Source organism: Undibacterium sp. Ji22W, assembly GCF_049340305.1.
Classification (GTDB): domain Bacteria; phylum Pseudomonadota; class Gammaproteobacteria; order Burkholderiales; family Burkholderiaceae_D; genus Undibacterium.
This window is the reverse complement of sequence record NZ_JBMPOU010000003.1, coordinates 1,037,142-1,061,247: the sequence shown is the minus strand read 5'-3', so window position 1 is coordinate 1,061,247 and position 24,106 is coordinate 1,037,142. Positions and strand designations below refer to the sequence as shown.

At 46.0% G+C, this 24,106-nt stretch carries 19 protein-coding genes; 9 read left to right on the top strand and 10 right to left on the bottom strand.

Features of this window, described 5'->3' with window-relative positions:
- The first annotated feature begins 280 nt into the window (after positions 1-280).
- Positions 281-1,150, top strand: a complete 870-nt coding sequence (locus tag ACO0KW_RS17145) for a hypothetical protein (RefSeq protein WP_423054571.1) — start codon at positions 281-283, stop codon at positions 1,148-1,150.
- A gap of 200 nt (positions 1,151-1,350) precedes the next feature.
- Here ACO0KW_RS17145 and ACO0KW_RS17140 read toward each other — a convergent pair whose 3' ends face one another.
- Positions 1,351-2,109, bottom strand: a complete 759-nt coding sequence (locus ACO0KW_RS17140) for a substrate-binding periplasmic protein (protein WP_423054570.1) — start codon at positions 2,107-2,109, stop codon at positions 1,351-1,353.
- 377 nt (positions 2,110-2,486) lie between these two features.
- Entirely contained in the window at positions 2,487-3,758 is a 1,272-nt protein-coding gene (locus tag ACO0KW_RS17135; protein ID WP_423054569.1) for an SGNH/GDSL hydrolase family protein, read from the bottom strand.
- A gap of 503 nt (positions 3,759-4,261) precedes the next feature.
- Between ACO0KW_RS17135 and ACO0KW_RS17130 the strand changes: the two genes are divergently transcribed.
- Positions 4,262-4,801, top strand: a complete 540-nt coding sequence (locus ACO0KW_RS17130) for a TlpA family protein disulfide reductase (protein ID WP_423054568.1) — start codon at positions 4,262-4,264, stop codon at positions 4,799-4,801.
- Positions 4,802-4,915: 114 nt separating this feature from the next.
- Positions 4,916-5,272, top strand: a complete 357-nt coding sequence (locus tag ACO0KW_RS17125; RefSeq protein ID WP_423054567.1) for a transposase — start codon at positions 4,916-4,918, stop codon at positions 5,270-5,272.
- A gap of 147 nt (positions 5,273-5,419) precedes the next feature.
- Here ACO0KW_RS17125 and ACO0KW_RS17120 read toward each other — a convergent pair whose 3' ends face one another.
- The gene (locus ACO0KW_RS17120) at positions 5,420-5,914 is read right to left on the bottom strand and encodes a hypothetical protein (protein WP_423054566.1); all 495 of its coding nucleotides are present in this window, start codon (positions 5,912-5,914) and stop codon (positions 5,420-5,422) included.
- 598 nt (positions 5,915-6,512) lie between these two features.
- On the opposite strand from ACO0KW_RS17120, the gene ACO0KW_RS17115 reads away from it, so the two are divergent.
- Positions 6,513-6,686 (top strand): hypothetical protein, encoded by a 174-nt coding sequence (locus ACO0KW_RS17115; protein WP_423054565.1) that lies wholly within the window; start codon positions 6,513-6,515, stop codon positions 6,684-6,686.
- Positions 6,687-6,766: 80 nt separating this feature from the next.
- Here the strand turns inward: ACO0KW_RS17115 and ACO0KW_RS17110 are convergent, their stop codons facing one another.
- Entirely contained in the window at positions 6,767-9,376 is a 2,610-nt protein-coding gene (locus tag ACO0KW_RS17110) for an Ig-like domain-containing protein (protein ID WP_423054564.1), read from the bottom strand.
- A gap of 560 nt (positions 9,377-9,936) precedes the next feature.
- Between ACO0KW_RS17110 and ACO0KW_RS17105 the strand changes: the two genes are divergently transcribed.
- Together ACO0KW_RS17105 and ACO0KW_RS17100 are read left to right on the top strand one after the other, a co-directional pair.
- Entirely contained in the window at positions 9,937-10,788 is an 852-nt protein-coding gene (locus ACO0KW_RS17105; protein WP_423054563.1) for a transposase, read from the top strand.
- A 99-nt stretch (positions 10,789-10,887) separates the two neighbouring features.
- Positions 10,888-12,543: a phage tail sheath family protein gene (locus tag ACO0KW_RS17100; RefSeq protein ID WP_423054562.1), complete on the top strand. Its 1,656-nt coding sequence runs from the start codon at positions 10,888-10,890 to the stop codon at positions 12,541-12,543.
- Between the two features lie 254 nt (positions 12,544-12,797).
- Here the strand turns inward: ACO0KW_RS17100 and ACO0KW_RS17095 are convergent, their stop codons facing one another.
- Positions 12,798-13,640 carry a hypothetical protein gene (locus ACO0KW_RS17095; protein WP_423054561.1) on the bottom strand — a complete coding sequence of 281 codons (843 nt, stop codon included), beginning with the start codon at positions 13,638-13,640 and terminating at the stop codon, positions 12,798-12,800.
- A 458-nt stretch (positions 13,641-14,098) separates the two neighbouring features.
- Complete coding sequence (locus ACO0KW_RS17090) at positions 14,099-15,439, bottom strand: amidohydrolase family protein (RefSeq protein WP_423054560.1); 1,341 nt, start codon at positions 15,437-15,439, stop codon at positions 14,099-14,101.
- Positions 15,440-15,828: 389 nt separating this feature from the next.
- On the opposite strand from ACO0KW_RS17090, the gene ggt reads away from it, so the two are divergent.
- Positions 15,829-17,526 (top strand): gamma-glutamyltransferase, encoded by a 1,698-nt coding sequence (ggt, locus tag ACO0KW_RS17085; protein WP_423054559.1) that lies wholly within the window; start codon positions 15,829-15,831, stop codon positions 17,524-17,526.
- 191 nt (positions 17,527-17,717) lie between these two features.
- On the opposite strand, the gene ACO0KW_RS17080 is transcribed toward ggt, so the two are convergent.
- Complete coding sequence (locus ACO0KW_RS17080; RefSeq protein ID WP_423054558.1) at positions 17,718-18,437, bottom strand: hypothetical protein; 720 nt, start codon at positions 18,435-18,437, stop codon at positions 17,718-17,720.
- Positions 18,434-19,468, bottom strand: coding sequence for an NADP-dependent oxidoreductase (locus ACO0KW_RS17075; RefSeq protein ID WP_423054557.1), 1,035 nt, complete (start codon positions 19,466-19,468; stop codon positions 18,434-18,436). The genes ACO0KW_RS17080 and ACO0KW_RS17075 overlap by 4 nt, the downstream gene beginning before the upstream one ends.
- 133 nt (positions 19,469-19,601) lie before the next feature.
- On the opposite strand from ACO0KW_RS17075, the gene ACO0KW_RS17070 reads away from it, so the two are divergent.
- Complete coding sequence (locus ACO0KW_RS17070; RefSeq protein ID WP_423054556.1) at positions 19,602-20,516, top strand: LysR family transcriptional regulator; 915 nt, start codon at positions 19,602-19,604, stop codon at positions 20,514-20,516.
- 482 nt (positions 20,517-20,998) lie between these two features.
- The gene (locus ACO0KW_RS17065; protein ID WP_423054555.1) at positions 20,999-21,127 is read left to right on the top strand and encodes a hypothetical protein; all 129 of its coding nucleotides are present in this window, start codon (positions 20,999-21,001) and stop codon (positions 21,125-21,127) included.
- Between the two features lie 106 nt (positions 21,128-21,233).
- Here ACO0KW_RS17065 and ACO0KW_RS17060 read toward each other — a convergent pair whose 3' ends face one another.
- Together ACO0KW_RS17060 and ACO0KW_RS17055 are read right to left on the bottom strand one after the other, a co-directional pair.
- Positions 21,234-22,055: a hypothetical protein gene (locus ACO0KW_RS17060; RefSeq protein ID WP_423054554.1), complete on the bottom strand. Its 822-nt coding sequence runs from the start codon at positions 22,053-22,055 to the stop codon at positions 21,234-21,236.
- A gap of 539 nt (positions 22,056-22,594) precedes the next feature.
- A complete protein-coding gene (locus ACO0KW_RS17055; protein ID WP_423054553.1) occupies positions 22,595-23,947 on the bottom strand; it encodes an alpha/beta hydrolase family protein in 1,353 nt (450 codons plus the stop codon).
- Positions 23,948-24,106 lie beyond the last annotated feature (159 nt).

Below are 24,106 nucleotides of genomic sequence, written 5' to 3'. Positions count from 1 at the left end.
CCCGCCCTACTTTTTTCATGTTGCTGCCCGTCAGAAAATGGTTCGTAAACCATGGCGTCATGTCTTGACATGCGATATTTATAAGAACACTGTCAATTCAAGATCTGCCCCCTTTCTTCTGGGGTAAAATACTTCGCTTTGGTGGCTTCAACTTCCCATACTTTTGCTCTCTTCCTGCGCCAAAGTCTAACGCCTATTTTGTTCACGCAAAAGGATCTGGCGGCACAAGGTGGGATTCCCTTAAAAAGTTAAACCAAATTTATAGCAATGGAATCGCAAAATGAAAATGAAAGTCATCGCAACATGTGCAGCCATATTGATGTCGAATCTGGCCTTGGCGCAATCCAGCAAAATGCAAAATCCAGACATTCTGGGAATTCGCATCGGCATGTCGAAAACCGAAGTCATGGCCATCATTAAAGAGAAATTTCCGAAATCAAAGTTGAAGAATGTCAGCAAAGAAGTGACGATAGGCACTGCCGATTTGATCTACGATGCACAAACCAATATTAGTCTCGACATCACGAAGCCTACGATTACCGAAGATAATTTGCGTCTGAGTTTTCTTCCTGATGACACGGTGATTGCGGTTCGACGCTTCATTCGCTATGTGCCGAGAAAGCAAACCACAGCGGACATCCATGTCGGTTTAAAAGAGAAATTTGGTGAGCTTAGCTATTTTGTGTATGACGACACCACACAATTTGAAGATCGTACGATGTGGTCAGATCGCATGCTGCCGGGACTCAGTCTGGTTGGAACAAATTATGTGCAAGGGCATTATATTTCTCCTGGAGATTTCGGCACGGTCACGCCCTATCCTTACTGCTGGGCGGAGATGTCGACTTACTTTACGGATACGTATAATCCCAAAGAGATCTATCAGAGTCTGACAGATCGCAGTGGCGTTAGTCTTAACAGAGCAAATAAGTGGAAGTCATGCGGCAAAGCACTTTGGGTGTCGAATCTGCATGAGCGTTCTCAGTTGAATTTTTATGCAACGCAAACTGAGATGATTTTGATGGATTTGAGCAGCGCCCCTGAGCAAATGTTGAGTATGCCGACTATGTTGAAAAACAATCCTAAAACGACGTACGCGAAACCAGTAACGGAATTGCCTAAACCTAACGCGAACACGCCGAATTTTTGATACGCGAAAGCTTAGTCATCGCACTAACAGGGTCAGCTCCAACATTCCAACATCAAGCAATAAATAAACAATCTTGGTCAGCATCGAAACAAAACCGAAGCTGACCCATTTGATTCGGCATACGCCGTGCGCCGCTAAATTGCTCGGAGTTCGATGGGCGCAACGTCAAGCTTTTACACGTCTACAGAGCACCGTGGTTACTAACGGCCCAACTGTACTGTTTTCGCAATCGCCGCATTCAATGCGTCGATGGTGGCGGGAGGCACTTTTTTACTGCACAGGATGTAGCGCATTTCAACTGCGGGAATGTCCGTGAACTTGAGGATATTGAAATCGGTCATTTTGAGTTGTGCATTGGCAACGTACAGCTCGACCTCTTCTTGCGTCACGATAGACAAATCTGCCCGACCCTTGTGAATCAGTCTCACGATGTCCGACACTTCCGCAGCCTCCGAAATCAACTGTGTGACCGGCATTTTGGCGATGATGTTGTCGAGGTACGGGCCGTACAGAAAGTTCTGTTTGATCATGAGTCGAACATCTGAACGCCCCAACAGGTCTTTTGCGGTGGTTCCCATTTGGTATTTGAAGTTCACATTTGCCAGGCCCACCAGCGGTTTCTCGCGGTAGATGGGCTGTGTGTACTGCGCGTAGCTGGCACGCTCCGCGCTGTAGTACCAACCCGGAGAGCAAATGGCCGCTGTGTTGTTCTGTAGTGCATCTAGGATAGCATTTGCGGAGCGTACCTGCCAGGCGATTGGAATCTTGGCCGCTGCAAAGATCTTGGTCGCTGGATCAGCTGTGAGACCAACTACATTGCCACCGTTGTCCATGTAATTGAAAGGCTTGCGTTCGTAGTACATAAGCCTTAAGGGCTCTAACGCTTGAGCCATAGCCAGATTGTAGAGCGGGAGCAGTCCGAGAAATGCCACAACTGTCTTTATAAGAAACCAGCGCATCGCATTTCCTGCTCTCCAAGTAGGTAGAAGTATCTTAGTGCAAAAATACTTGACTGACAACCCAAGCACTCATTCACACTTTGACCTAATGGCGCTAGCCTAGCAACATACATTGATCCGTTATTTGCCTGCGGCGCTCAAGCGATGACAGGCCACTTGCCTTTCTCCCGGCGATGGCTCACATTGATCGCACATTAATGGTCTGCCATGAGACCAATGTGAGCTTGTGCTGAGGCGACAGGAAAGAATGGGACCAAGTCTTGAGCTGCAACATCAACAAACTAAAACGTCAATTCATGACCTGCCCCCAATAAATTCCGGTGAAGACGACGATAGCTGTGCAAAGTACTTGGCGCTATGTAAATGCGCTCTAAGTTTTACTCAAACAGTTTCAAGTTGATTGCCGCCGCCATCGCGCGATATCCCGCTGCATTTGGGTGGGTAAAGTCGCCACTGTTGTAAGCCGCTAACAGGCGACTTGGTTGCACTGGGTCACGCATAATTTTGTCGAAATCAACGATCGCATCAAACTGATTCTCGCCGCGTATCCAAGCGTTAACTAGTTCGCGCTCTGCGTTCATTTTTGGAGTGACAGCGCGAGCGCCTGTTGAGCCTCCGCGTGGAAGGATGGTGCTGCCCATTATTTTGATGCCATGCTCATGCGCTCGCGCGATTACAATTTTCATTCCAGCGATGATTTGATCTGTGGTGACTTTTTGTTTTGCGTCGTCAAACATACCGCTGGCGGTAATGTCGTTGCTGCCTTGTAGAAGAATGATCCATTGCACATTTGCTTTGCCTAACACATCGCGATCGAAACGTTTGAGTGTGCTTGGTCCCAGAAACGGATCAAACCCGTCGTTCAAAATACGATTGCCGCTAATTCCAGAATTGACGACAGCAATATCCTGCAGATGTTTGTGCGTTTGGAGTCTATCGGCCAACTGATCTGGCCACCGTGTGTTGCTATCATCAGCTGTACCGATGCCGTCTGTGATCGAATCACCGATGACCACTATCGTACGTACTTTTTCCCCTGTGCGCACTTGAATATCAGAGACAAAATAACGGCTGTCGTCTTTGTTATCGACGCGTGGATTGATCATTTTTGTTTGATCCTCACCATTGCTGATATAAGCAGTCTGCATGCCTGTGCTGTGGATCGTGGTCGCGCCAGTTCCTTCAGCAAAGTACAGGCTCACTGCTAATTCTTGCAAGGCCTTTACCGGCATGTCGACTGCGTCCGTGACGATGCTGTCACCCACCGCAATCGTGAAGTCGTCTTTGCCCGCAAGTGTTAATGAATGACGACTAGCATCGACGATTGCGGCACCCTGCGCATGTTGTGCGACAGAAGCGGCATGGATGTGTAGGGGTTTGTTGCCATATTCATTGGAAATTTTCACACGTACAGCATCACCGCCAACACTCACGCGCATGATTTGCCGTATGGTCTGTGCAGATAAATCTGGCCCTGGTGAATCGGGGGCTGCGCCCCAGGTAGAGATCCACTGTGTTTTACTTGAAGCATCGGAAGCCGTAGCGGCCATTTGCCCTATGGCTGATGACGTGTTTAATAGGCCCACTAGCATTATAGAAAGAACTGCTGCGACGTATTGCTGCGGGCGAGATTTAGAAGTGCTAAACATATAATTCCCTAGAAAACTTCATTTATCGTTCCCGAACTGGAATGCGATAAATACGATAGTGATGCTGTGGAGTATATGCCGACTATTGAACATATAACCAAGCTGCCAAAAGCATTCGTCACAACAGCACGGCAATTCGTCACTTACAAGGAAATCTGCAGGTAAATGCCATTTCAATCTTGCAATATGCGTCTAAAAATTCTGTTCTTGATCGAATTTCTTGATACGTTCTTCCCGCAATTTAAGCTGCGCCAGGAAAGCTCGAGCTCAAGTCTTGACATGCAACATCAACAAACTAAAACGTTAATTCAAAACCTGACCCCAATGAATTTATTTGGCACTGCCGGATTTCGTGAATGCAGACCAAATCGCGGCGTGTTTGTCGGCGTTTGATCCGAAGCAAAGTAAAACTCAGCACCTACCCGCTTTTTATTGTAAACCGAAGAAAAAAATAGTTAGAATAACGAAATATCATTTCATAAAAATTTTTAGGAACAATAAAAATGCGTTTGTTTTCCAACTCTGTTTTACGACCTGTATTTGCAGCTTTCGCTTTACTCTTAAGTGCAGAATCATTTGCTGCGAATGGGGTGGGAGAGCCTGCCCCCAATGAATTAGGTCGAACACTCGATGGCAAAGTCATTACGCTGTCGAGCTTTGCAGGGAAAGTCGTGGTGGTCTCGTTCTGGGCAACCTGGTGTAAGTACTGTTTGAAGGAATTGCCCATCTTGGAAAACATACAAAATCTTGCAGGCGAAGAACGAGTTCAGGTCATTGCGGTCAATACTGAAGAGCGCGACGTTTTTCGAAGAGTCTCGCGAACACTGAAAGATCTTAAAATGATGCTTGCCTATGATCCCGATGAAACTTACGCAAAAAGTTTTGGAGTCAAAGGCATTCCGCATTTAGTAATTATTGGACGTGACGGCAAAATTATTCAGGTCTACCGCGGCTATGGTGAAAGCAGTCTGGATGGCATCGTCGCCGATCTGAATCAAGCCATAAATTCCGCTGCGCCACACGCCGTCCCTGCCGCTAAATAAAATTTGTTGTAGGGGGGAGCCCAACCTAGGTTTCTAACAAATGGGTCAGCATCAATTTAAGAAAAAATGGGGTCAAGTCTTGACATAACACACTTATGAACTAGACTAATCCCCATGTCCAGACCATTACGCCTAAGCTTCCCCGGTGCCATCTACCAAATCACTTCGCGTGGCAATGCGCGCTCGGCTGTATATCTTGGAGACGATGATAGACGTGGGTTTCTCGACCTGCTGGCTGAATGCATAACGAAGTTCAACTGGATTTGCCATGCTTATTGCTTGATGGACAATCACTACCATTTGCTAATCGAGACGCCAGACGCCAATTTACAAGTGGGGATGCGGCAACTCAATGGCGTGTGCACCCAACAATTCAATCGCAGGCATGCTCGCGTCGGCCATGTTTTTCAAGGAAAATACAAAGCCATTCTGGTCGATAAAGATAGAACAAGGCTCGGGGTCAAGTCTTGACATGCAACATCAAAACACTAAAACGTCAATTCTAGACCTGACCCCAATGAATTTTGTTGCGGGGTTCCACATGCCGGATGGTGTGGCAGGGGAGCAGCCGATAATGGCTGCATACTATGCCGCTTTTTATTTGCCAAAGAGCTAAATTTATTTTGGGCAGTCTATTTTCTTGAGTGGGTAGATCATGTTTGATTGAAGGAAGTAATGAGCGCCTTTTTCTTTTGCTATTTCCGCCTTAACTTCAAAAAACATATATCCGCTATCTTTGACTTGCTCAAATAACGCCCGTTCTACTGCGCTTGCAAGTTGTTTAATTCCTTCCTTTTCTTCGGCTGTTGATGGCTCTGATAAATTTTCTTTAGCACCGTTTTCGATGTTCTGTGCGCCTTCATATAATTTGAAAACAGATGCCTTTCCATCGCGGAATTCTCCATCTTTCCCATAAGTTATTTTGTATTCGCCATTGTTTGCGGATACGGTGATTAACTCATTACCGCCCATTGGTAATTTTTCTGCATCCGAATAACAACCAACTAACGGCGGTGTAGGCTTGCTACTCTCCGCGCTGACGGTTTTATTTTCATTCCCGCACCCAGTCAAAGGCGCGATAAGTGCAACGAGAAACCCGAATTTTTTGAGCATAGTTTTTCCTTTCATTAGTTAAAATAAATCCGAATGCGTCCCCATTGCTTCTGTTAGAACCCGGAAATTCTTATTCTCTAGTATGTACCTAAAAACGGATAGAAAATTCAAGCGATCTATGCGAAGTATTCTACCTTAAACCTGTAATCCCAAGTGTAAGCTTCAGCCCAATAAGGTCTGATCAAAATTAACTGGGTTCTGCCATTTAGGGCAGGTGCAACCCGCGCTGTAGATCACATCAACGATTCATCGTTCAAATCTTCTTTCAAGCATCTAATTACCCTTTCGGTATTTTGAACATGCTAGCGGCGCGGGTTGCACCCGCCCTACATTTTTCACGTTACTGCTTTTTCAAAAAAATAAAACATAGAGTCAGGTCTTGACATGACACATTTATAGAAATATGAGGTTAAGTCTTGCCATACAACATTCTCCCCACCTTGTGAGATAAAGGTTCAAGTCTTAACATGCAATATTTACGCGAAAACCGTCGATTCAAGACCTGACCCCACTCACGTGCGACCCCACTCAAAAAATGGGGTCAAGTCTTGACATACAACATCAACACACTAAAACGTAAGATCAAGACCTGACCACAATGATGACCCCAATGACTTTGACCCCGTATTCTGTTGCTGCCCGGACTTCTAACTTCCCAATTACAGATGCACAAAAGGCGGAGCTTGGTCGTCGCTTATCAAAACGTTCATCGGAAAAACCCGTTCGTGTCAGGCTTGATCAAATCGTACAAAAACTCGGCATGACGATATGAGTTGCACAGTCATATTTGAACCGGACACCGAACAGGAGGTCATCGAAGCGTTTCAATGATATGAAGAACAGTCCTTTAATTTAGGAATAAAACATGGTGTGATTCAAATGTCCGACAACGACCAATTCTGCAAGAGAATCGGATACAGGGTAATGCCAGTTTATGTCTTCAACACCGACAGAGCTGTTGCTAGACTGGTGTAGAGACTCCGCCTCGAAAATACTCAGACCTGCTACCTGCTGAGAAAATTTGGGTGTTGGCATCCATGAATTGCTTAAATCGCGCAAGGCACTTTCCGCGCCAGAGCTACTTAAGCCGAATGCCAATAAGCCATTTGATGGCGCTACCGCCGTGGTCGGCATGGAAGTGACACTCTCGTTAGTTCCCAGCAAATCAGTATAATAAATCTTGACTGAAATAGCTTTCCCGAGTTCGGCAGCCTTTATCGTATAAGTGGGTGAACTTGCGCCTTTAATTTTGACACCATCTGCCATCCAAAGGTAGTAGATTGTCCCCATCCCATCGAGATCATTCACCGTACTATTGACACTCAAAACCTGTCCCACCTTAGCATTGCCAGATAGTGTTACGTTACCCGTTGGTGCGTCATTCACATTGACGACTTGTAGTGTTGATCCAGAATTGACACGCTCAGCATTGCCTAACTGATCAATATAAATCGCAGATACGGAGATGTATTTGCCAACCTCATTTTGACCCATTGTAAAATTTGGGTTGGTTGCGCCATGGATGTCAACACCATTCGCGCGCCACTGATAAGTAATCACTCCCATGCCATCAACGTCGGCAAGTGTATTGCTAGCCGTCAGCATCTCACCCTGTCGATTGATGCCACTCCATGTCACAGAGCCTGTTGGTGCGTGATTATTATCTTGAACTGCGCCGGTTGCAGCAGAACTCATACTCTCGAAGTTACCGCCTTGATCGGTATATACGGCACTGACGCTGATGTTCTTTCCGGTATCAGTGCTACGCAAAGTATAGGCGGCGAGATTCTCACTTTTAATCGTGATACCGTTTGCCTTCCAAACGTAAGTAATCGATCCTAAGCCGTCTGTATCGACAAGAGTATTGCTCGCGGTGAGGACTTGTCCTACGATGAGCCTGCCAGAAATAGTTACAAGCCCGGTGGGGGCATCGTTGACATTGGCGACGTTCACCATCAGGTTGGCACTATTGGTCGATACGTCTATTCCGTCACTTACTTTAAACCCGATGCTTGCATATGCATTGCCATTGGTATTGGCGACCGGGGTAAACACTAAGCGACCAGCAAGAACATCAGTAGCACTGATACTTTGATTTTCCGAAACATTATTTCCGTTCAGACGTAGGCTGCCTTGCAGAGGCAAGCTGGTTACCATCACTGCTTGTAGCGTATCTCCGCTATCACTGTCGCTGAAACCGAAATTTGCAATTCCTAAAGTGAGCGAGGTATCTTCGCTTATCGTAACGTTTTTATTTGTCGATGATGGCACCGCATTATCAGCAACAACACCCGTTGCTGCAGAGCTGATAATCTCAAGAGTCTCATTTAAATCTGTATATGAAGCAACCGCTGTAATCTCTTTGCCGACTTGGGCTTGGGTGAGTAATAGTGTTGTCCCAATCGCGCCGTCGATAGTATTGCCATCGGCTTTCCATACATAGCTGATCGTTCCTATGCCGTCGGCGTCGGTAAGATTGTTGGTGACGCTTAAGGTTCTACCTTCACGTGCAGTGCCGCTGATAGTGACGCTGCCGGTGGGTGATGAATTCAGCACTATATCCAAGGAAGTTGTTGCGGCACCACCTCCGTTGCCTGATACATCTGTATAAGAGGTGCCTTCTACCGATATGCTTGCCGTGTTCGATCCAGTGCCTGCGGTAAAGGTGGCGGTTCGGGTTAGGCCACTCCCCGTAATTGCTCCTAGCGTCCCGCCTGTGACGACGACATCACCGGAACTTCCATCCCAGGTAAAAGTATCACCAGGATTTTCACTAAAAGTAAAAGTGATGTTTGAAGTATCACCAGATTTGACGCTTGCAATATCGCTGCTAATTGTAAGTGTTGGGTGCGTGACATCGTTATAGGTGTAAGTGATTGCATCAGCCGTGATGCCTGTTAAACCTGTCACGGTAAGCCGATAGAGGGGTACGTGATCGTCATAGGTAGCGGGACCAAGGGCAATATAATGGGTGTAGAGGTGTTCTAGTATCAGTGTCGTGCCACTCAACGTGGCATTCTCTTGAATTTCATAGTCATCTGGAAAATCGTAGTAAGAATCTAAATATGTAGCAGGATACACAGACGGATTGGTGATCACCGACATCCCGGTGCTCGCGGAGACGATATTCAACATGTCCCCAACGCCAAATCCTGTTAGATCGATAGCGTAAGTTCCAGAAGTTGCACTAGCCAGATTGATCGTAAGTATGACGTTTCCGCTGAGAAGATAGGTGTTTGCAGCAGCAACGTCGCTGAGGGACGTTAATATGCCATTAAACGTACTTGCGACCGGAGGTGATGCATACATAGGTCCAAATGAATACATCGGCAAAATCACTTGTGGATTGTTTGTCTCAATCGGCATCGATGAATTAAAAAATGCCAAGGAGTCAGATAGAGAATAGTGGTCAAGATCCTCGGTAATACTGCGCGTGTCAGTACTGATGCGTTTGTTATTCATACTTGGTACCTTTCAAAAGATTCTTAACTACATTCAGATTTTCAGTACTAAATTTAAAAGCATAAAAAACTTGATTTTGATTAATACAAAAACGATACAGCTGAGTCGAACATTGATTGAACTACATATCAATTTATTGGGATAAATGTGGGACTAACACATCGTACTTCGATTAGTCGGGTTGAGAGGTGCGTGATTTTTTGCCTTAGCCATCAAATGAACAGCGCGCAATACCTGTCTTCATTATCTAAGTTTTTTTGGGTTAAGTCTCCATGAATGTAGGTGACTTCAACAAAAAATTTAGGAGTGAGTCATTTAACCAACTTCAAAGAGATTTGATTTTGCTAGTGGTTTGCAGAATCTGAAAAATTCTCTAGCCATCAACACAAAATTTCTTCTGGAGTATGCACGAATCTGCATTCCTATTTTTGAGCAGTCAATCATCAATTATTACACTCGGCGATCCGATTCTGCGAACCGCTTCGCCCGCACCCAATGTGATGCCTGAAAAAATGGGGTCAAGTCTTGACATGACACACTTATGAACTAGACTAATCCCCATGTCCAGACCATTACGCCTAAGCTTCCCCGGTGCCATCTACCATATCACTTCGCGTGGCAATGCGCGCTCGGCTATATATCTTGGAGACGATGATAGACGTGGGTTTCTCGACCTGCTGGCTGAATGCATAACGAAGTTCAACTGGATTTGCCATGCTTACTGCTTGATGGACAATCACTACCATTTGCTAATCGAGACGCCAGACGCCAATTTACAAGTGGGGATGCGGCAACTCAATGGCGTGTACACCCAACAATTCAATCGTAGGCATGCTCACGTCGGCCATGTTTTTCAGGGGCGCTATAAAGCGATACTGGTCGATAAAGACAGTTACCTACTCCAGTTATGTCGCTACATTGTGCTCAACCCTGTGCGTGCCCATATGGTGACATTGCCTGAACTTTATCTTTGGTCTAGTTATGCACAAACTGTTAGCGTGCAGCAAGACACCTCTTTTGTCAGCACAGACTGGTTACTTAGTCAGTTTTCCAACAAAAAATCCACCGCACGAAAACGCTTTCAGCAATTTGTTTTGCAAGGAATCGGACAAGATTCACCATGGAGCAAACTCAAGGGACAAGTACTGTTGGGTAACGAAGAATTCGTTGCGACCTTACAACCGTACATTCGAGATGCGAAGAAACTAGATGAAGTCCCACGTGCGCAACGTTTCCTCAACCGCCCTTCTCTGCAGGCACTGTTCGATATCGAAGGAAACATCAATAAAGTAAAACGAGACAAACAAATCCGACTCGCGCATCTCGACTGCGGTTATAGCCTAGCTGAAATTGGTCGTTACTTGAATTTGCACTACTCTACCGTGAGTCGAGTTGTGCGCGGTGAACGATGATATTGTGTGTCATGATTTTCATCTAAATAGTCTATTATAGAAATCCAATTTCCAGATATCGCGAAGACTCGATACCGCTAATTTTTTAAAGGAACCACGATGAGTGGAACGAATAAAGAACCTGGTGTTTATATCTATGAACAAAATGCCTTCCCCAATTCTGTCGTTCGTGTAGCGACTGCTGTGCCGGCATTTATTGGCTACACAGAAAAAGCAGAGAATAAAGGTAACACCTTGGTGAAAAGACCTTGGCGTATTTCATCGATGTCGGAATTTATTCATTTTTTTGGAGGCGCACCTGAAGACAAATTCGTAATCGATGTATTCCCCAGCAAAGACAAAAATATCAAAAATTTAGAAAATAGTGACTTTTGTGTTGGTAATGAGAAGTTTCAATTACTTCACAAATCTCCTAGATATTTTCTGTACTACAGCATGATCTTATTTTTTAAAAACGGAGGTGGTGCTTGCTACATCGTATCAATTGGCGACTACACCGCTGGAACAATAGAACGATCAAAACTAGAAAGTGCTTTTGACGAACTATTGAAGGAGCAAGAGCCAACCATGGTCATCATTCCTGACGCAATGTCTCTGTCAGAAGAAGATTGTATCGCCCTGCAACATGTAAGCATCGAGCATTGTGGCAGTAGAATGAAAAATCGCTTCGCCATTCTAGACGTATACGATGGATATAAAGATCGCATCACCGATATTGATTGCATCGCTCAATTTAGAAACGCTCTGAATCGCGATTTTCTTAGCTTTGCTGCTGCATATTATCCGTGGTTGCATACATCTATTGTGCCATTCGATGATATGAACTTTTGTTATATCGCCAATATCAACGCTGCCGACGAGACGGGTGCAAGCTTAGTCAAGGTGTTGAAAATGGAAGTGAATCAAAGTAATTTATCGGATGAAAAAAAGAGCGATTACAACGCGATAATAGAGACGATTCCATCTGCATTGAAAGCGGCTAGCGACTTAGCAACGAAAGCAGTATCGACCGGCACTTCTGCAAAATTGACCGACGACAAGGGGAAGGTAAAAAAGAATGCTGAAAGATCCGCTGCGTATGCAAATACCGTATTAGGTCTAAGTAGACTGCTCAAAAACATATCGCTCATCAGCCCCTTGTACAATGAAATACTGGTCTCATTGCAAAATAAACTGAACTTACTGCCACCCGCTGCTGCGATGGCCGGTGTTTACTCGGCCGTCGACAATACGCGCGGCGTGTGGAAGGCACCCGCCAACATAGCCTTAGCCGCCGTTGTTAAACCAAGCGTTGATATCACACATGTCGATCAAGAAGATTTGAACGTCACTACCGCGGGTAAATCCATCAACTCAATCCGTAGCTTTATCGGTGAAGGCACCTTAGTTTGGGGCGCTAGAACTTTAGATGGAAATAGCCTTGACTGGCGTTATATCAACGTGCGTCGGACGATGATTATGCTAGAGGAATCAATACGCTTGGCAACCAAACTCTATGTATTTGAACCCAACGTCGATCGCACTTGGGTGACGATCAAGTGCATGATCAGCAAGTTCTTAAATGACATTTGGAAAAGCGGCGGCCTAGTCGGTGCTACTACAGAAGATGCATTTAGTGTGTATGTCGGTTTAGGCGAAACAATGACTCCAGAAGATATCTTAGAAGGCATTTTGCGTGTGACGGTCTTGGTTGCAATAAATCGCCCATCGGAATTTATCGAAATCACGTTCGAACAACAAATGCAAAAACCTTAAAACTGATTTCAACTAAATGCATCAAAACGTACAACAAAATTGGCCGACCTCGCGAAAGAGTATGGGTTCAAGTCTTGACATGCAACATCAACACACTAAAACGTCAATTCAAGATCTGAGCCCAATGAATTTTTACACCCTCCACAAAAACTTGAGCATAGCGATCTTTTCATCACTCAAGCAATCGCTAATCTGGAAACTCACTTTGAATTACCGATCAAGTCGCCAAGATGCTTCCTGGACTTCCCCCAATTTCATTTTTCCTCATTACTGATAGACTCTATTCCGATCCTAATTCGCCATTTTTCAACGGCATACCTCAAAAAAATAAAACCGAGCGCGCCGCCATAACTAAAGGCAATAATTTGCCGAGAAGATAGAAAATGGGAGGGGTCAAATGAAAGAACAGCTATTGCAATCGCTCCAAAGTTGCAAAGTATAAGAAAGAGAATCCGCGGCCAACGAAACTTTCGTTTTTTACTTCTTACTGATTGTGTCCAAACTTTCTCTAGTCGCTCTTTATGCAACATATCTTTCGCTCTTCGAGCGCATTCGAGGTGCTTATTAAACGAAATGCAGACGATAGGATAGAACGTCCCAAGAACAGTACATACGGCTATTACAACCGCTACATTCTGATGATACTGTATGTGCGGTGCAAGAAAAAACGATAGCGCGCCAGCAAATAATACGAAGTTAAAGGCAAAAAAGAGATAAGGAAGTTGATTGATCATACTTCCATACTTTGCTGTGGCACGCCCGATAGGCAGAACATAAGTATTTCGCAACATAGGAAACAAACTAACACGAAACGCTCTCATCGCCGCAATGTGCTTATACAGGATATGTATCATTGCCACCTTGTGTGCAATAACAGACAAAAAAACCCAGCCCATGAAGAAAACCAACAATGAGTAAACAATTCCGACTGATGATGCTTGCAGCGTCAGCTTACTATCTTTGCTAAAAAACGCTGCGACGGCAAAGAGACCTGTAACAGAGAGCAAAAAAGTTTGCACGAATAGTTGGCATTGTGAATGTTGACTCGCCACAGAACTCATGGATTCGGAAATTTCTTTTTCAATCACACTATTCATCAATATCTCCTCCGCGGCTAGAATTAACGCAGGTCAAAAAGGTCAAAATTCTTCGTATAACAATTGCTATAAATATACCTCGTAACTTACAAAGGCTTTTTAACTAATTATGAAAGTTTTCATAAAAAACAACACAGACGATTGATCTTTTCTTTCTGCGATGGAAAAACTTGACAAGTTACAAATTTTGACCGGGCCAACTTGGCATTGTTTGAAACTTCAAAGGATTGAACGCGCTAACGAAATTATTGGGTCACGAAAGTATGGGGCCAAGTCTTGACATATAACATTGTCGCTTCAATGCGTTATAGCAAGATCTGCCCCCAATGACACAATCAACTTTGTCAGCACCGCAATTTCGGGTGCCTATCGCGTGCTCGCTACTCACACCGAACTCACTGATTGTTTGCATGACGTAATAATGCAAACCTCGATTTCAGCGCTAGTTGTGCCTTATTTTAAGGCTTGACCACAACCCCATCTTTCATCACAAATTTCACTTGTTCTAATACCAGCAGATTATCTAATGGATTGCCCGGCACGGCAATAATGTCGGCAATTTTCGATTTTTCTAGACTGCCAATTTTCCCGCCCCATCCTAGGAGTTCAGCAGCGTGGATGGTAGTTGTGCGAATCACTTCCGCAGGACTCAAACCGGCCATCGCATAAACACGCAATGGCAAGAGTGAACTTTGGCCGCGTGTTAAATTGCCAGCTTGGTAGTAGGAATCACTGCCCAAGACTATTCTGACACCTGCCGCTTTAGCTTTAGCAATTCTCTCCAACGCGAATCTTTCGCCATACTTAAACATGGTTAAGCGCTCTTGATCAGATTCACTGATTTCTTTTTCGCTGGACTTCCCGAGGTAATACCATGCAGGAGAATCCGTAGCAACCATGGCGATATTTTTCTTTGCCATTAATTTTAGAAGTTCATCGGAAATCCCATACGCATGCTCTATCGAATCCACACCAGCCTGCGCTGCAAGCATTCCTGCGGGCTCGGTGCCTGCATGCGCAGCGACTTTGATTCCTACTCGATGTGCTTCATTGACGATCATCTGCAACTCTTCGAGTGTCAATAAGCGCGACTCTGCATCGACAATCACTTTAATCACATCGGCGCCGTCAAAGATGGCATTACGAACCGCTTTACGAGCTTCTTCGGGCCCACTGATGACTGCGTATTCCTTGTCGATCAAGGCGTGGGTTTCTTTCGCCAACTTATTGAATTGTCCGCCAATCGGCGCCAAGGCACGCGTCGATACCAACATGCGCGGTCCCTGTATCCAAGATTGATTAATGGCATCGCGCAAGTCAACGTCGGCATTTGTACCAGAGTTACCAAGGTCACGCACCGTGGTGATGCCTGACATCAAATCTTCGCGTGCCATTGTCGCGCCTAACAATGCTCGCTTCGCATCAGACATCGTGGAAAGTGTGTGCACCATACTGCCAGACTCACGTATGCGCGCAGAAGTTTCAAACGAGAGATTTTGTAGCAAGTGCGTATGAGCATCGATCAACCCCGGCATCAAAGTGACATCGCCGAGATCAATCTGTTTGGCGCCGAGGGGGATCGCAATGTTCTGCCCAAGCTCCGTGATTTTGCCTTTCGACACCAAGACGATCGGATTATTCACGATCTTCCCTGATTTCACATCCAACAAACGCGCTGCCTTGAGCGCTGTGATTTCACTATCATCATTTGCGGGCAACAAAAGACCCGCACTATTGGCGATACATGCTGATGTCAGCGTTGCCAGCGCTAAGGACGCACACAAAAAACGCAATCTCATCAATTACCTCCCTCTACAAAAGAAGAGGCAATTGTGTAACGAAAGATCAATAAGGTAAAGAATTGCTTTTTGTCAGCACCACAAAAATTCGGCTCAACGATTTATCGTTCAAATTTTCTTTCAAGTATCTATTTACCCTTCCGGTATTTTAAAATGCTGACGGCGCGGGTTGCACCCGCCCTACATTTTTCACGTTACTGCTTTTTAGACAAAATCGTTAAATCTATCGATGACAGTCGATAAGTAACAAACCAAAATTCCTCACTGAGTTTTCATGGTCAGCACCTAATAAAGGTATAGTTCTACCTATTCAGCGTAATAGTGCGCTTTTCACTTTTGTATACATTTGATTTACTGGTTTAGATCTTCCCTCTTTCTGGAGATGTTTCATGATACGCCGTCAGCTTCTCGTCCTTGTTTCTGCCTTTTCTATGCTTGCCCTTGTAACACCAGCCACACACGCTGGATCGACGCCAGCCCGTGCCAAGCTGGGTATGGTCGTGTCGCAAAGCGATATTGCCTCCGAAGTGGGTTTTCAGGTTATCAAAAATGGTGGTAATGCGATGGATGCGGCGATCGCCACAGCGTTCGCGCTGGCGGTGACGCATCCTACGGCGGGCAATATCGGTGGTGGTGGTTTTCTGGTGTATCGCCCGACTAGCGGGGCAGCTATCTCGTATGATTTTCGTGAGGCTGCACCTAGTGGATCCTCTCCTGAGATGTGGTTAAAAGACGGTAAATACGATTACGATTTACACCACAATAGCCATCGTTCAGTCGGCGTGCCCGGCACAGTTGCAGGTTTGCATATGGCATGGAAAGAGCAAGGTTCCAAGCCGTGGAAAGAACTTGTGATGCCTGCCGTCATCTTGGCGCGGGATGGTTTTGAAGTCTCGCATGGCTTGGCGCGTTCCTTAGAAAGAGTATTGCCCTCTTTTAAAAAATACCCGGCAACGCTGGCACAATTTTCTAAAAATGGACAGCCTTATCAAGCAGGCGAAACGCTGAAACAAGCCGATCTTGCACGCAGCTTGCTACGCATTGCCGAGCAAGGCCCCGCTGGTTTTTATGAGGGTGAAACCGCGCTCTTAATCGAACAAGACATGAAGGCCAATGGCGGTCTCATCACACGCGAAGATCTGAAAGCCTATCAAGCCAAAAAGCGTGATGTGATCAAGGGAAATTATCGCGGCTATGACATTATCGGCATGGCGCCACCGAGCTCGGGCGGAGTCGCGTTGGTCGAGATGCTCAATCTGCTGGAAGGCTATGATCTAAAAGCCAACGGCTACGGCTCTGCCAAGAATCAACATTTAATTACCGAGGCAATGCGTCGTGCTTTTGCAGACCGGGCACAGCATCTGGGTGACCCTGATTTTGTGAGCGACATGCCCATCGCCCGCTTAACATCGAAAGAGTATGCGACCAACTTACGCAAGACCATTAGCCCAACTAAAGCTTCAAAATCCACACCAACTTCGTTCAGCTGGCCGGCAGAATCGCTAGAAACCACCCACCTTTCTGTGGTCGACGCACAGCGCAATGCCGTCTCTTTGACCTATACCTTGGAATACGCTTACGGCTCGCGCATCGTGGCACCGGGCACTGGATTTATATTGAACAATGAAATGGGCGATTTCAATGCCGGACCAGGTTTGACGACTGAGCGTGGCCAGATAGGCACCAAGCCTAATCTCGCCGTACCCGGCAAGCGCATGCTCTCCAGCATGGCGCCGACCATCATCACCAAAGATGGCCAATTGTTTATGGTGACCGGCTCACCGGGTGGCAAAACGATTATCAATACGGTGCTCACCACCATCCTGAACGTGATTGATTTTGGTATGAACGCGCAAGAAGCAGTCGATGGCGGGCGCATGCATCATCAATGGTTGCCGGACACCTTGACTATTGAACGCTTCGGCTTCTCTGCTGACACCATCAAGCTACTGAAAGCGATGGGACATAACGTGGTCGAGGGTGGCAACCAAGGTGCCGCCGAAGTGATCATATTGAATGCAAAAGAGAATCTGCTTGAAGGCGGTGTTGACCGTCGGCCAGCAGATGGTGGTGCGGCTGGGAAATAGGCCGAATTCTGATGTATTTCTAATTGCAGATGGGCCTTAGGTTTGCCATCTGCGCTGGCAACACTCCTTATTCTCAGGTCAAAAAAACACTTGGAATCGGCAATATTTCATTTTTTCTTCAATACCAACTCATGGGCACAATGACGCCGTGCCCAACCCAAAACGCCACAAGTTGTTCCACACTGTGATCGCTATTGAAGATCACCTGTTTCAAAGTATAAAACCTTTACCGAGCCGCCTTGCTCACTAAGCAAAGTCAAAATAGCGCTGGGTATTGTCATCGCGTCACTTGGCAATACAAGAGCATTATCTTGAAATTGTCTCGTTTTCTTGCTCAATGCGATAATGACGTCAAAGTCCGGACGCCTGTCTATTTCCTTAATCAGGAATCGCTCATGTCCATGGCCTATCACCCGATAGTGCCCGTCGGTGTGATTACGCTCTTGCATCGAGAGCTGTCGAAACATGAGAACTTCATCAATCACCACCATCTGCTTTGCATAACGCGCTTTGCCATCACGTTCAAAATGTCCCTCGAAAAAAACTGCCGTGAATTGCTGTAAGGCTTGCGGATGCTCAGGTCCAAGACGTGACAGTTCAAAATCTTCCGGATCAAGTGACCAAAGCGTTGGCTTACGAGACAACCGCTGGCGTAACTGCTGATCAACTTTAGGATCTACCAAATGAAAACGAATCAGCACCTGATAGTCATGTGGAGCATGAAACATCGGCATGTGCGACGCGTATAAACCTTCAAGGCCACCAAATACAACCATGCCGTGTTTACCAAAACTCATCGACTTTGTCATCGAGCTGGTTGTTTGCTGTGCACCTGCGGAGATGGAAAAGAAAAGTAACAATACGAACCATAGCTTACTGGTGACGTTCAAATGAAAGCATTTCAATCTCATATTTTCACCAACAATTTTCCACGGTGACCGCCCGTAAATAAGCTATTGAGCGCAGATGGCAATTGATCGAAACCGTGTATCACGGTCTCCTCAAACACGATTTCACCTGCACTCACCATAGGCCCGACCAGAGCCAGCATTTCATCCATGCGATGTAGGTAATCTCGCGCCAAAATACCTTGTATGGTTGCACGTTGATACAGCATGTGATGCAGAAAACGTGGTCCCATTTTCACATGATCCAAGCCTTCAGAATATTGACTAATACTGCCACAAATGACGATACGAGCACGACGATTAATTAAGGGAATTACCGCATCACTAACCATGCCGCCTACATTGTCAAAATAAACGTCAACGCCGCCAACTAATGACTTGATTTCTGCGGCAAGCGAGTCGGCCGAGGAATGCGATTTGTAGTCCACTGCCCAATCAAACCCAAGTCTGTCCAGCAGCCATGCACATTTCTCCGCACTTCCAGCTATGCCAAGTACCTTACAACCATGACGCTTCGCAAATTGACCAACCAAAGACCCGACCGCTCCGGCCGCGCCGGAGACAACAACGACTTCGCCTGCATGTGGTCTACCCGCTTCGGTTAAGCCAAACCATGCCGTTCGCCCCGGCATGCCTAACACACCGAGTGCCGAGCTAACCGGCGCTATCTTGGTATCTAATTTACGCAATATACTGTGATGTACTCGTGCGTGAGTCTGCCAACCTAACATGCCTTCAACCATATCACCTGCCTGCAGATGAGGCACACTCGACGCTAGAACTTCTCCGACTACCCCAGCGGTCTGCACCGTGTTGAGCGCATGCGGCTGTTCATTAAAAGTAGGTTTGCGCGATTGATTGATCCGCATATAGGGGTCGACACTGATGTATTTGGCCGCCACCAAAACTTCACCTGAGGATAGCGTGGTATCGAGCACCTCTTCGCGCAACGCATAATGTTCGGGTCCCACTATGCTATCCGGATGGCTCGTGTAAATCCATTGTTGATTAAGCACGTCTCGTATGTTTACCATGTATTCCTCTTAAGTCTAATCATGATGAAGTGATAGTGTAATCACATTGCTATATCCTACCAAGCAACTTAAAATACCTATCTGTGCACTTATAGGAATCAAATAATCGAGAGCAATCGAGAGGGAACATGCAATGGAGATCGACGACCTACGCTCATTCTTAGTCATCGCGCGCTATGCCAACTTGCGTAACGCGGCAGCTGAGCTTTATCAAAGTCCATCCGCTTTGTCCAAGGCGATAAAGCGATTAGAAACGGCGCTCAACACGCCGCTCTTTGATCGTATTGGTAAGAGTTTGAGACTCAATAGCCAGGGGGAACATCTGCGTGAACGTGCCGAGCAATTAGTTGCACTTGCCGATCAAACACAAGCGGAATTTCGCGGGGAGCGTCAGCATCTACACTGTCGCATTGTCGGTCCTGCCATCTTACAATGGCGCTATGGAGCGACATTCTCCGAACTACTTCAGAAACACTATCCTGGCAGCGGCATCGCCTTCGTTTCGCAATTCGAAGACGCCGCCCTTGGTGCTTTGAGCAAGGGCGCAGCCGATTTCGCTCTAGTAACCCAAGCTGCGATTAACACTTCGCTGCCTCTTGGTCTAGAAGCCGTGGCGATTGGAAATTTGACGATGCACTTAGCAGCGGGCACTCGACACCCACTCGTGAAGACAATGAGCGATGCCAAACCCACCATGCGCAAATTCAAGTCCAATACCGCGCAAATTCTCAATTACGATTTTGCCTGCCCCGACCGCTCCCTGTTTTGCGGCATAGATCGAGGCACACGCTCCGACGGATGGCGTGATGATCAACTGCCACGAAAAATCCGATTCTGGCTCGATGATTTACAACTATTGATGAGTCTAGTTCGCTCGGGTCAGGCACTCGCCTACCTGCCAGACTTCGCCCTAAACGATCCAAGTCTAGTACGTTTGCATGTCACGGATTGCGACTACGAATGCGTCGAACAATGCTGGCTAGTTTGGCGTCCCAGCGTCGCCAGTGGATGGCAAAATAAACTGGTAAGTCTATTTACTTTGGATTGAGCACTGCGGTCAAAGTAAAGCTACAGCAAGCGATCACCATTAAACCGGTAGGCATGGTAAAGTCTTGACATGCAACATAAATTCAGCGATGTGTTATAGCAAGACCTAACAACAACGCTTTTTGAGCGCTAGTTGCGCAATGTTTTAAGGCTTAACCACAACTCCAACCTTCATCACGAATCTCACTTGTTCGAATACAGTCAGATTGTCTTCCAGCATGACACCAACCATCTCACCAATGGGTGCCGGATACCTTGACTATTGAACGCTATGGCTTCTCTGCAAACACCATTAAGCTACTTAAACCCAGATTTTCCATTAGGCGTATTCGACGCTATTTGAGCGCTGGCGGAGCATTTTCGGTCATTTTTTCGTTCTTCGTTGCAAATAGCTCGCTAAATTCGCCTCATTCACGTAAAAACTGCCTCGAAAAGTGCATCCACCATAGTCTCAAATCCTAATGGAAATTCTGGGTTAAAGCGATGGGGCATAAAGTGGTGGAAGGTGGCAGCCAAGGTGCCGCCGAAGTGATCATATTGAATGCGAAAGAGAATCTGCTTAAAGGCGCTGTCGACCGTCGGCCAGCAGTTAGTGAAGCGGCTGGGAAATAGGCCATGCAGGATATGCACGGTTCTTGTGCCCAACAAAAGCGAACTTGTAAATGTCAAATTAGAATTACCGTGCAAGCGAATTGCTAGAGATATTTTTCTGGTGTGACTATTTTTTTAGCAGTATAAATACCGCCGAATGCGAAAGCGTTGTCGTGGTCAATTGTAAGCCTAGGCGGGGTTTATTCTCGCTAAAGGAAATTGGCGTCACAATACCATTCAGCAAACCTATAAATTGACATCCACCGCCACTGCTCGATGCTAGAACATTAAATACACCGGTGGCACCATGTTGTACCAAACGACCTTGGAACCCGCATTTTCCGTAGGTCAGCGTAAAGTTGCCGCTACTGTCGAGCAAAAAATCATTTACTTGTTGTACCGTTTCCTGAAAGCCTACGGTTCGTCCCTCACCATTATAATTGCCCGCTAATGCAGGCATAGGAATTGGGTCGAAATAGAGTGTTTTTGATGAGGTGGTGTCGTGGGATTTCTGCCGTTTCGCTTCTGCAGTGAAAGTACCTAAATCATTGCTTGAAAGTTCGAACGTCAAGGTGCCATTGTTGACACTGCGAAAAATGCGAGATCCTCGTTCAAATAATCCCATTCCCCCGCCGGCAGCAAAGTTGGACCACGTAATTGGCAAAATCGTGTCATTAGTGATTGCAACTGCTAAATTGCTATGTGGGCTACCGACAATGCTGAAATTATTCACATAATGGATGCCCGAAAACCGACCATCGTCAAGCAAAGTGTAAACACCAAGAAAACCACCAAAGTTCACATCGTAGATGCCAACCGCACTAGCCGGGACTTCTACGTTCACGGTTTTTGTTACTGTGTTATTCGCATTGGTCGGTGATTCATTGCCGCCACATGCAGTGATGCTAATGCTTAAGGCGATGATTAATTGCGCTGGAAATAGCTTCATTTTGGATGATTCGAAGTTAAACTTTACGTGGACGCATTTTAAAAAAGCTAAATCGCCTTTTTCGCGGAAGATGAGATGCTTAAATAAGTTCTGAACCAAAGAAGGATAGGAATTTAAAGCCACCCAACCAAAGTATTCCACACTGATTGAATTGTCGCTAGTACAATTTTCTATTTTCCTAGTGGATTTCCCCGGTTCAAGATGCATTCATCAATCATGTAGGGCGGATGAAACCCGCGCTGTAAATCATCCCAACGATTTATCGTTCAAATATTCTTTCAAGTATCCAATCATCATCTCGGTATTTTTAAACATTCTGGCGGCGCGGGTTGCACCCGTCCTACATTTCTCCATCTTGATTTTCAATTTATTTCGTTCAAGATAAGCTTGCTGCTTCTATCTCTTTTATCGTAATTTCATGTCCAACTACCGCAGCGCTAACATCAAAAAATTACAGGGTCTAGTATCAATTACAAAACCGAGGCTGATCCAGTTGATTCGACCCAGTTGATTCGCAAAACATGCAATACGCTAGGTTATTATCTTCGGTACGACTGCCCATAATTTTTCCTCAATCGTCCTTTCGCCCAATCAGCCATCAAATCGTAAAACCCTGGCGTCACACTAGTGTGTGTGCGTGAGAAATCAGGTGCCTGCTCATAACGCCACATGCCATGCTCGGTGTTGGGGAAAATATACATCAAGTTATTTTTTCCCTCGCCTCGCAATTTCTGTAGACGCTCCACAGTGAGTGCAATCGGTGCTTGCCGATCTTCATTCGCGAATGCCCATAACTGTGGGACATCAACCGCTCGCAAAACGCGCATCGGATCTTGCGACCAATCGACATCGAATTTATCCAAATGCGGAACACCATCGCTACGAAGTACACTGACTGGAATACTCAGAAGCACGCCGGTATAAGCGCCTTTGATGATAGAAAACCAAGGCTCATTTTCGAAACTTTTTTTGATCGAATCAAGGTCATCGAGCCCGTCTTTATAAGTAGATTTGACGATGCGTGCGGTAATGTCCGTGACCATTCGCGCTTTATCGAAAACGTCTGCGCCGTAGCCACGTTCTTCCAGCTCCTTCGTCACCTGTGCCGCATCTTCTTCAGCAATATCCACCGCGAGACCGTACCCAATGCCCAAAAAATCTGCTTTAGCGCGCGCTGCGGCGAGCGGAGCGATCCACCCACCTTGGCTCAAACCAATCAGACCAAAGCGACCATAACGAGCAGCCGCCAAACGTTTGGCTTCGTATGCAGCCGCAACCAAATCGTTCGCTAAGATAGGGAAATTCTGTGTATATTTTCCTTGAGATAATCCAGTGCCACGTTTGTCATAAACAAAAACCGACACGCCACGTCCCACCATTTGATAAGGATCTCTCCCATAATCAATCCAAGCACCATCCTCAGAACCATGCGCATAAACTACGAGAGGCGTATACTTATCGGCCTTACTCGGTTCGATTAGACGACCTGCGAGCCAAATACCATTCGACTCAAAACGCGTATCAGTTTCAACAATGCCTGCTTTCGCCCAAGTCTCTTTGTTTCGAACCATCACAGCAGCATCGCCACACACAACTAGCGAATTGGCATCTAAGGTATTACCAACAATGCCGTCGCTAAATGTATAGTCAAAACCTCGGCTCGCTTTGGTAAGCGCAACAAAAGTCGATCCATGCTTTCTAAAGATGCCGGTCTGACAGAGTTCAGCTTGCCGCAAACCAAAATCCGCATTAGTTTTATCTGTCGATAATTCGCGATGCTGACGAATCGCAGTGTGCATAGACCTAGGATCGCTTGTTAAGTCCGCGGCGCAAGCAATACAACTTACGGTCAAGAATTCGACAATCAGTAATCGAATCAATGTGTGCATCATGTCTCCTGTTGAAATAGCTCACAGGGATAGTAGTCGACGTCGATTAACGTCCCCCTTTCACTTCCGACGAACAAGGGAATGTGAGGACTAAAGTCTAGAATTTCAGGATTGAATCATTAAAAAGTGGTACGTGGGGATAGTTACGGTATTGTCCTCATC

Coding starts and splice junctions, on each gene's coding strand:
- ACO0KW_RS17115 (WP_423054565.1), top strand. CDS start 6,513: ATGATGACCCCAATGACTTTGACCCCGTATTCTGTTGCTGCCCGGACT.
- ACO0KW_RS17135 (WP_423054569.1), bottom strand. CDS start 3,758: ATGTTTAGCACTTCTAAATCTCGCCCGCAGCAATACGTCGCAGCAGTT.
- ACO0KW_RS17145 (WP_423054571.1), top strand. CDS start 281: ATGAAAATGAAAGTCATCGCAACATGTGCAGCCATATTGATGTCGAAT.
- ACO0KW_RS17075 (WP_423054557.1), bottom strand. CDS start 19,468: ATGGTAAACATACGAGACGTGCTTAATCAACAATGGATTTACACGAGC.
- ACO0KW_RS17095 (WP_423054561.1), bottom strand. CDS start 13,640: ATGAATAGTGTGATTGAAAAAGAAATTTCCGAATCCATGAGTTCTGTG.
- ACO0KW_RS17065 (WP_423054555.1), top strand. CDS start 20,999: ATGGGGCATAAAGTGGTGGAAGGTGGCAGCCAAGGTGCCGCCGAAGTG.
- ACO0KW_RS17100 (WP_423054562.1), top strand. CDS start 10,888: ATGAGTGGAACGAATAAAGAACCTGGTGTTTATATCTATGAACAAAAT.
- ACO0KW_RS17080 (WP_423054558.1), bottom strand. CDS start 18,437: ATGAGATTGAAATGCTTTCATTTGAACGTCACCAGTAAGCTATGGTTC.
- ACO0KW_RS17055 (WP_423054553.1), bottom strand. CDS start 23,947: ATGATGCACACATTGATTCGATTACTGATTGTCGAATTCTTGACCGTA.
- ACO0KW_RS17090 (WP_423054560.1), bottom strand. CDS start 15,439: ATGAGATTGCGTTTTTTGTGTGCGTCCTTAGCGCTGGCAACGCTGACA.
- ACO0KW_RS17105 (WP_423054563.1), top strand. CDS start 9,937: ATGTCCAGACCATTACGCCTAAGCTTCCCCGGTGCCATCTACCATATC.
- ACO0KW_RS17110 (WP_423054564.1), bottom strand. CDS start 9,376: ATGAATAACAAACGCATCAGTACTGACACGCGCAGTATTACCGAGGAT.
- ACO0KW_RS17120 (WP_423054566.1), bottom strand. CDS start 5,914: ATGCTCAAAAAATTCGGGTTTCTCGTTGCACTTATCGCGCCTTTGACT.
- ACO0KW_RS17060 (WP_423054554.1), bottom strand. CDS start 22,055: ATGAAGCTATTTCCAGCGCAATTAATCATCGCCTTAAGCATTAGCATC.
- ACO0KW_RS17070 (WP_423054556.1), top strand. CDS start 19,602: ATGGAGATCGACGACCTACGCTCATTCTTAGTCATCGCGCGCTATGCC.
- ACO0KW_RS17125 (WP_423054567.1), top strand. CDS start 4,916: ATGTCCAGACCATTACGCCTAAGCTTCCCCGGTGCCATCTACCAAATC.
- ACO0KW_RS17140 (WP_423054570.1), bottom strand. CDS start 2,109: ATGCGCTGGTTTCTTATAAAGACAGTTGTGGCATTTCTCGGACTGCTC.
- ggt (WP_423054559.1), top strand. CDS start 15,829: ATGATACGCCGTCAGCTTCTCGTCCTTGTTTCTGCCTTTTCTATGCTT.
- ACO0KW_RS17130 (WP_423054568.1), top strand. CDS start 4,262: ATGCGTTTGTTTTCCAACTCTGTTTTACGACCTGTATTTGCAGCTTTC.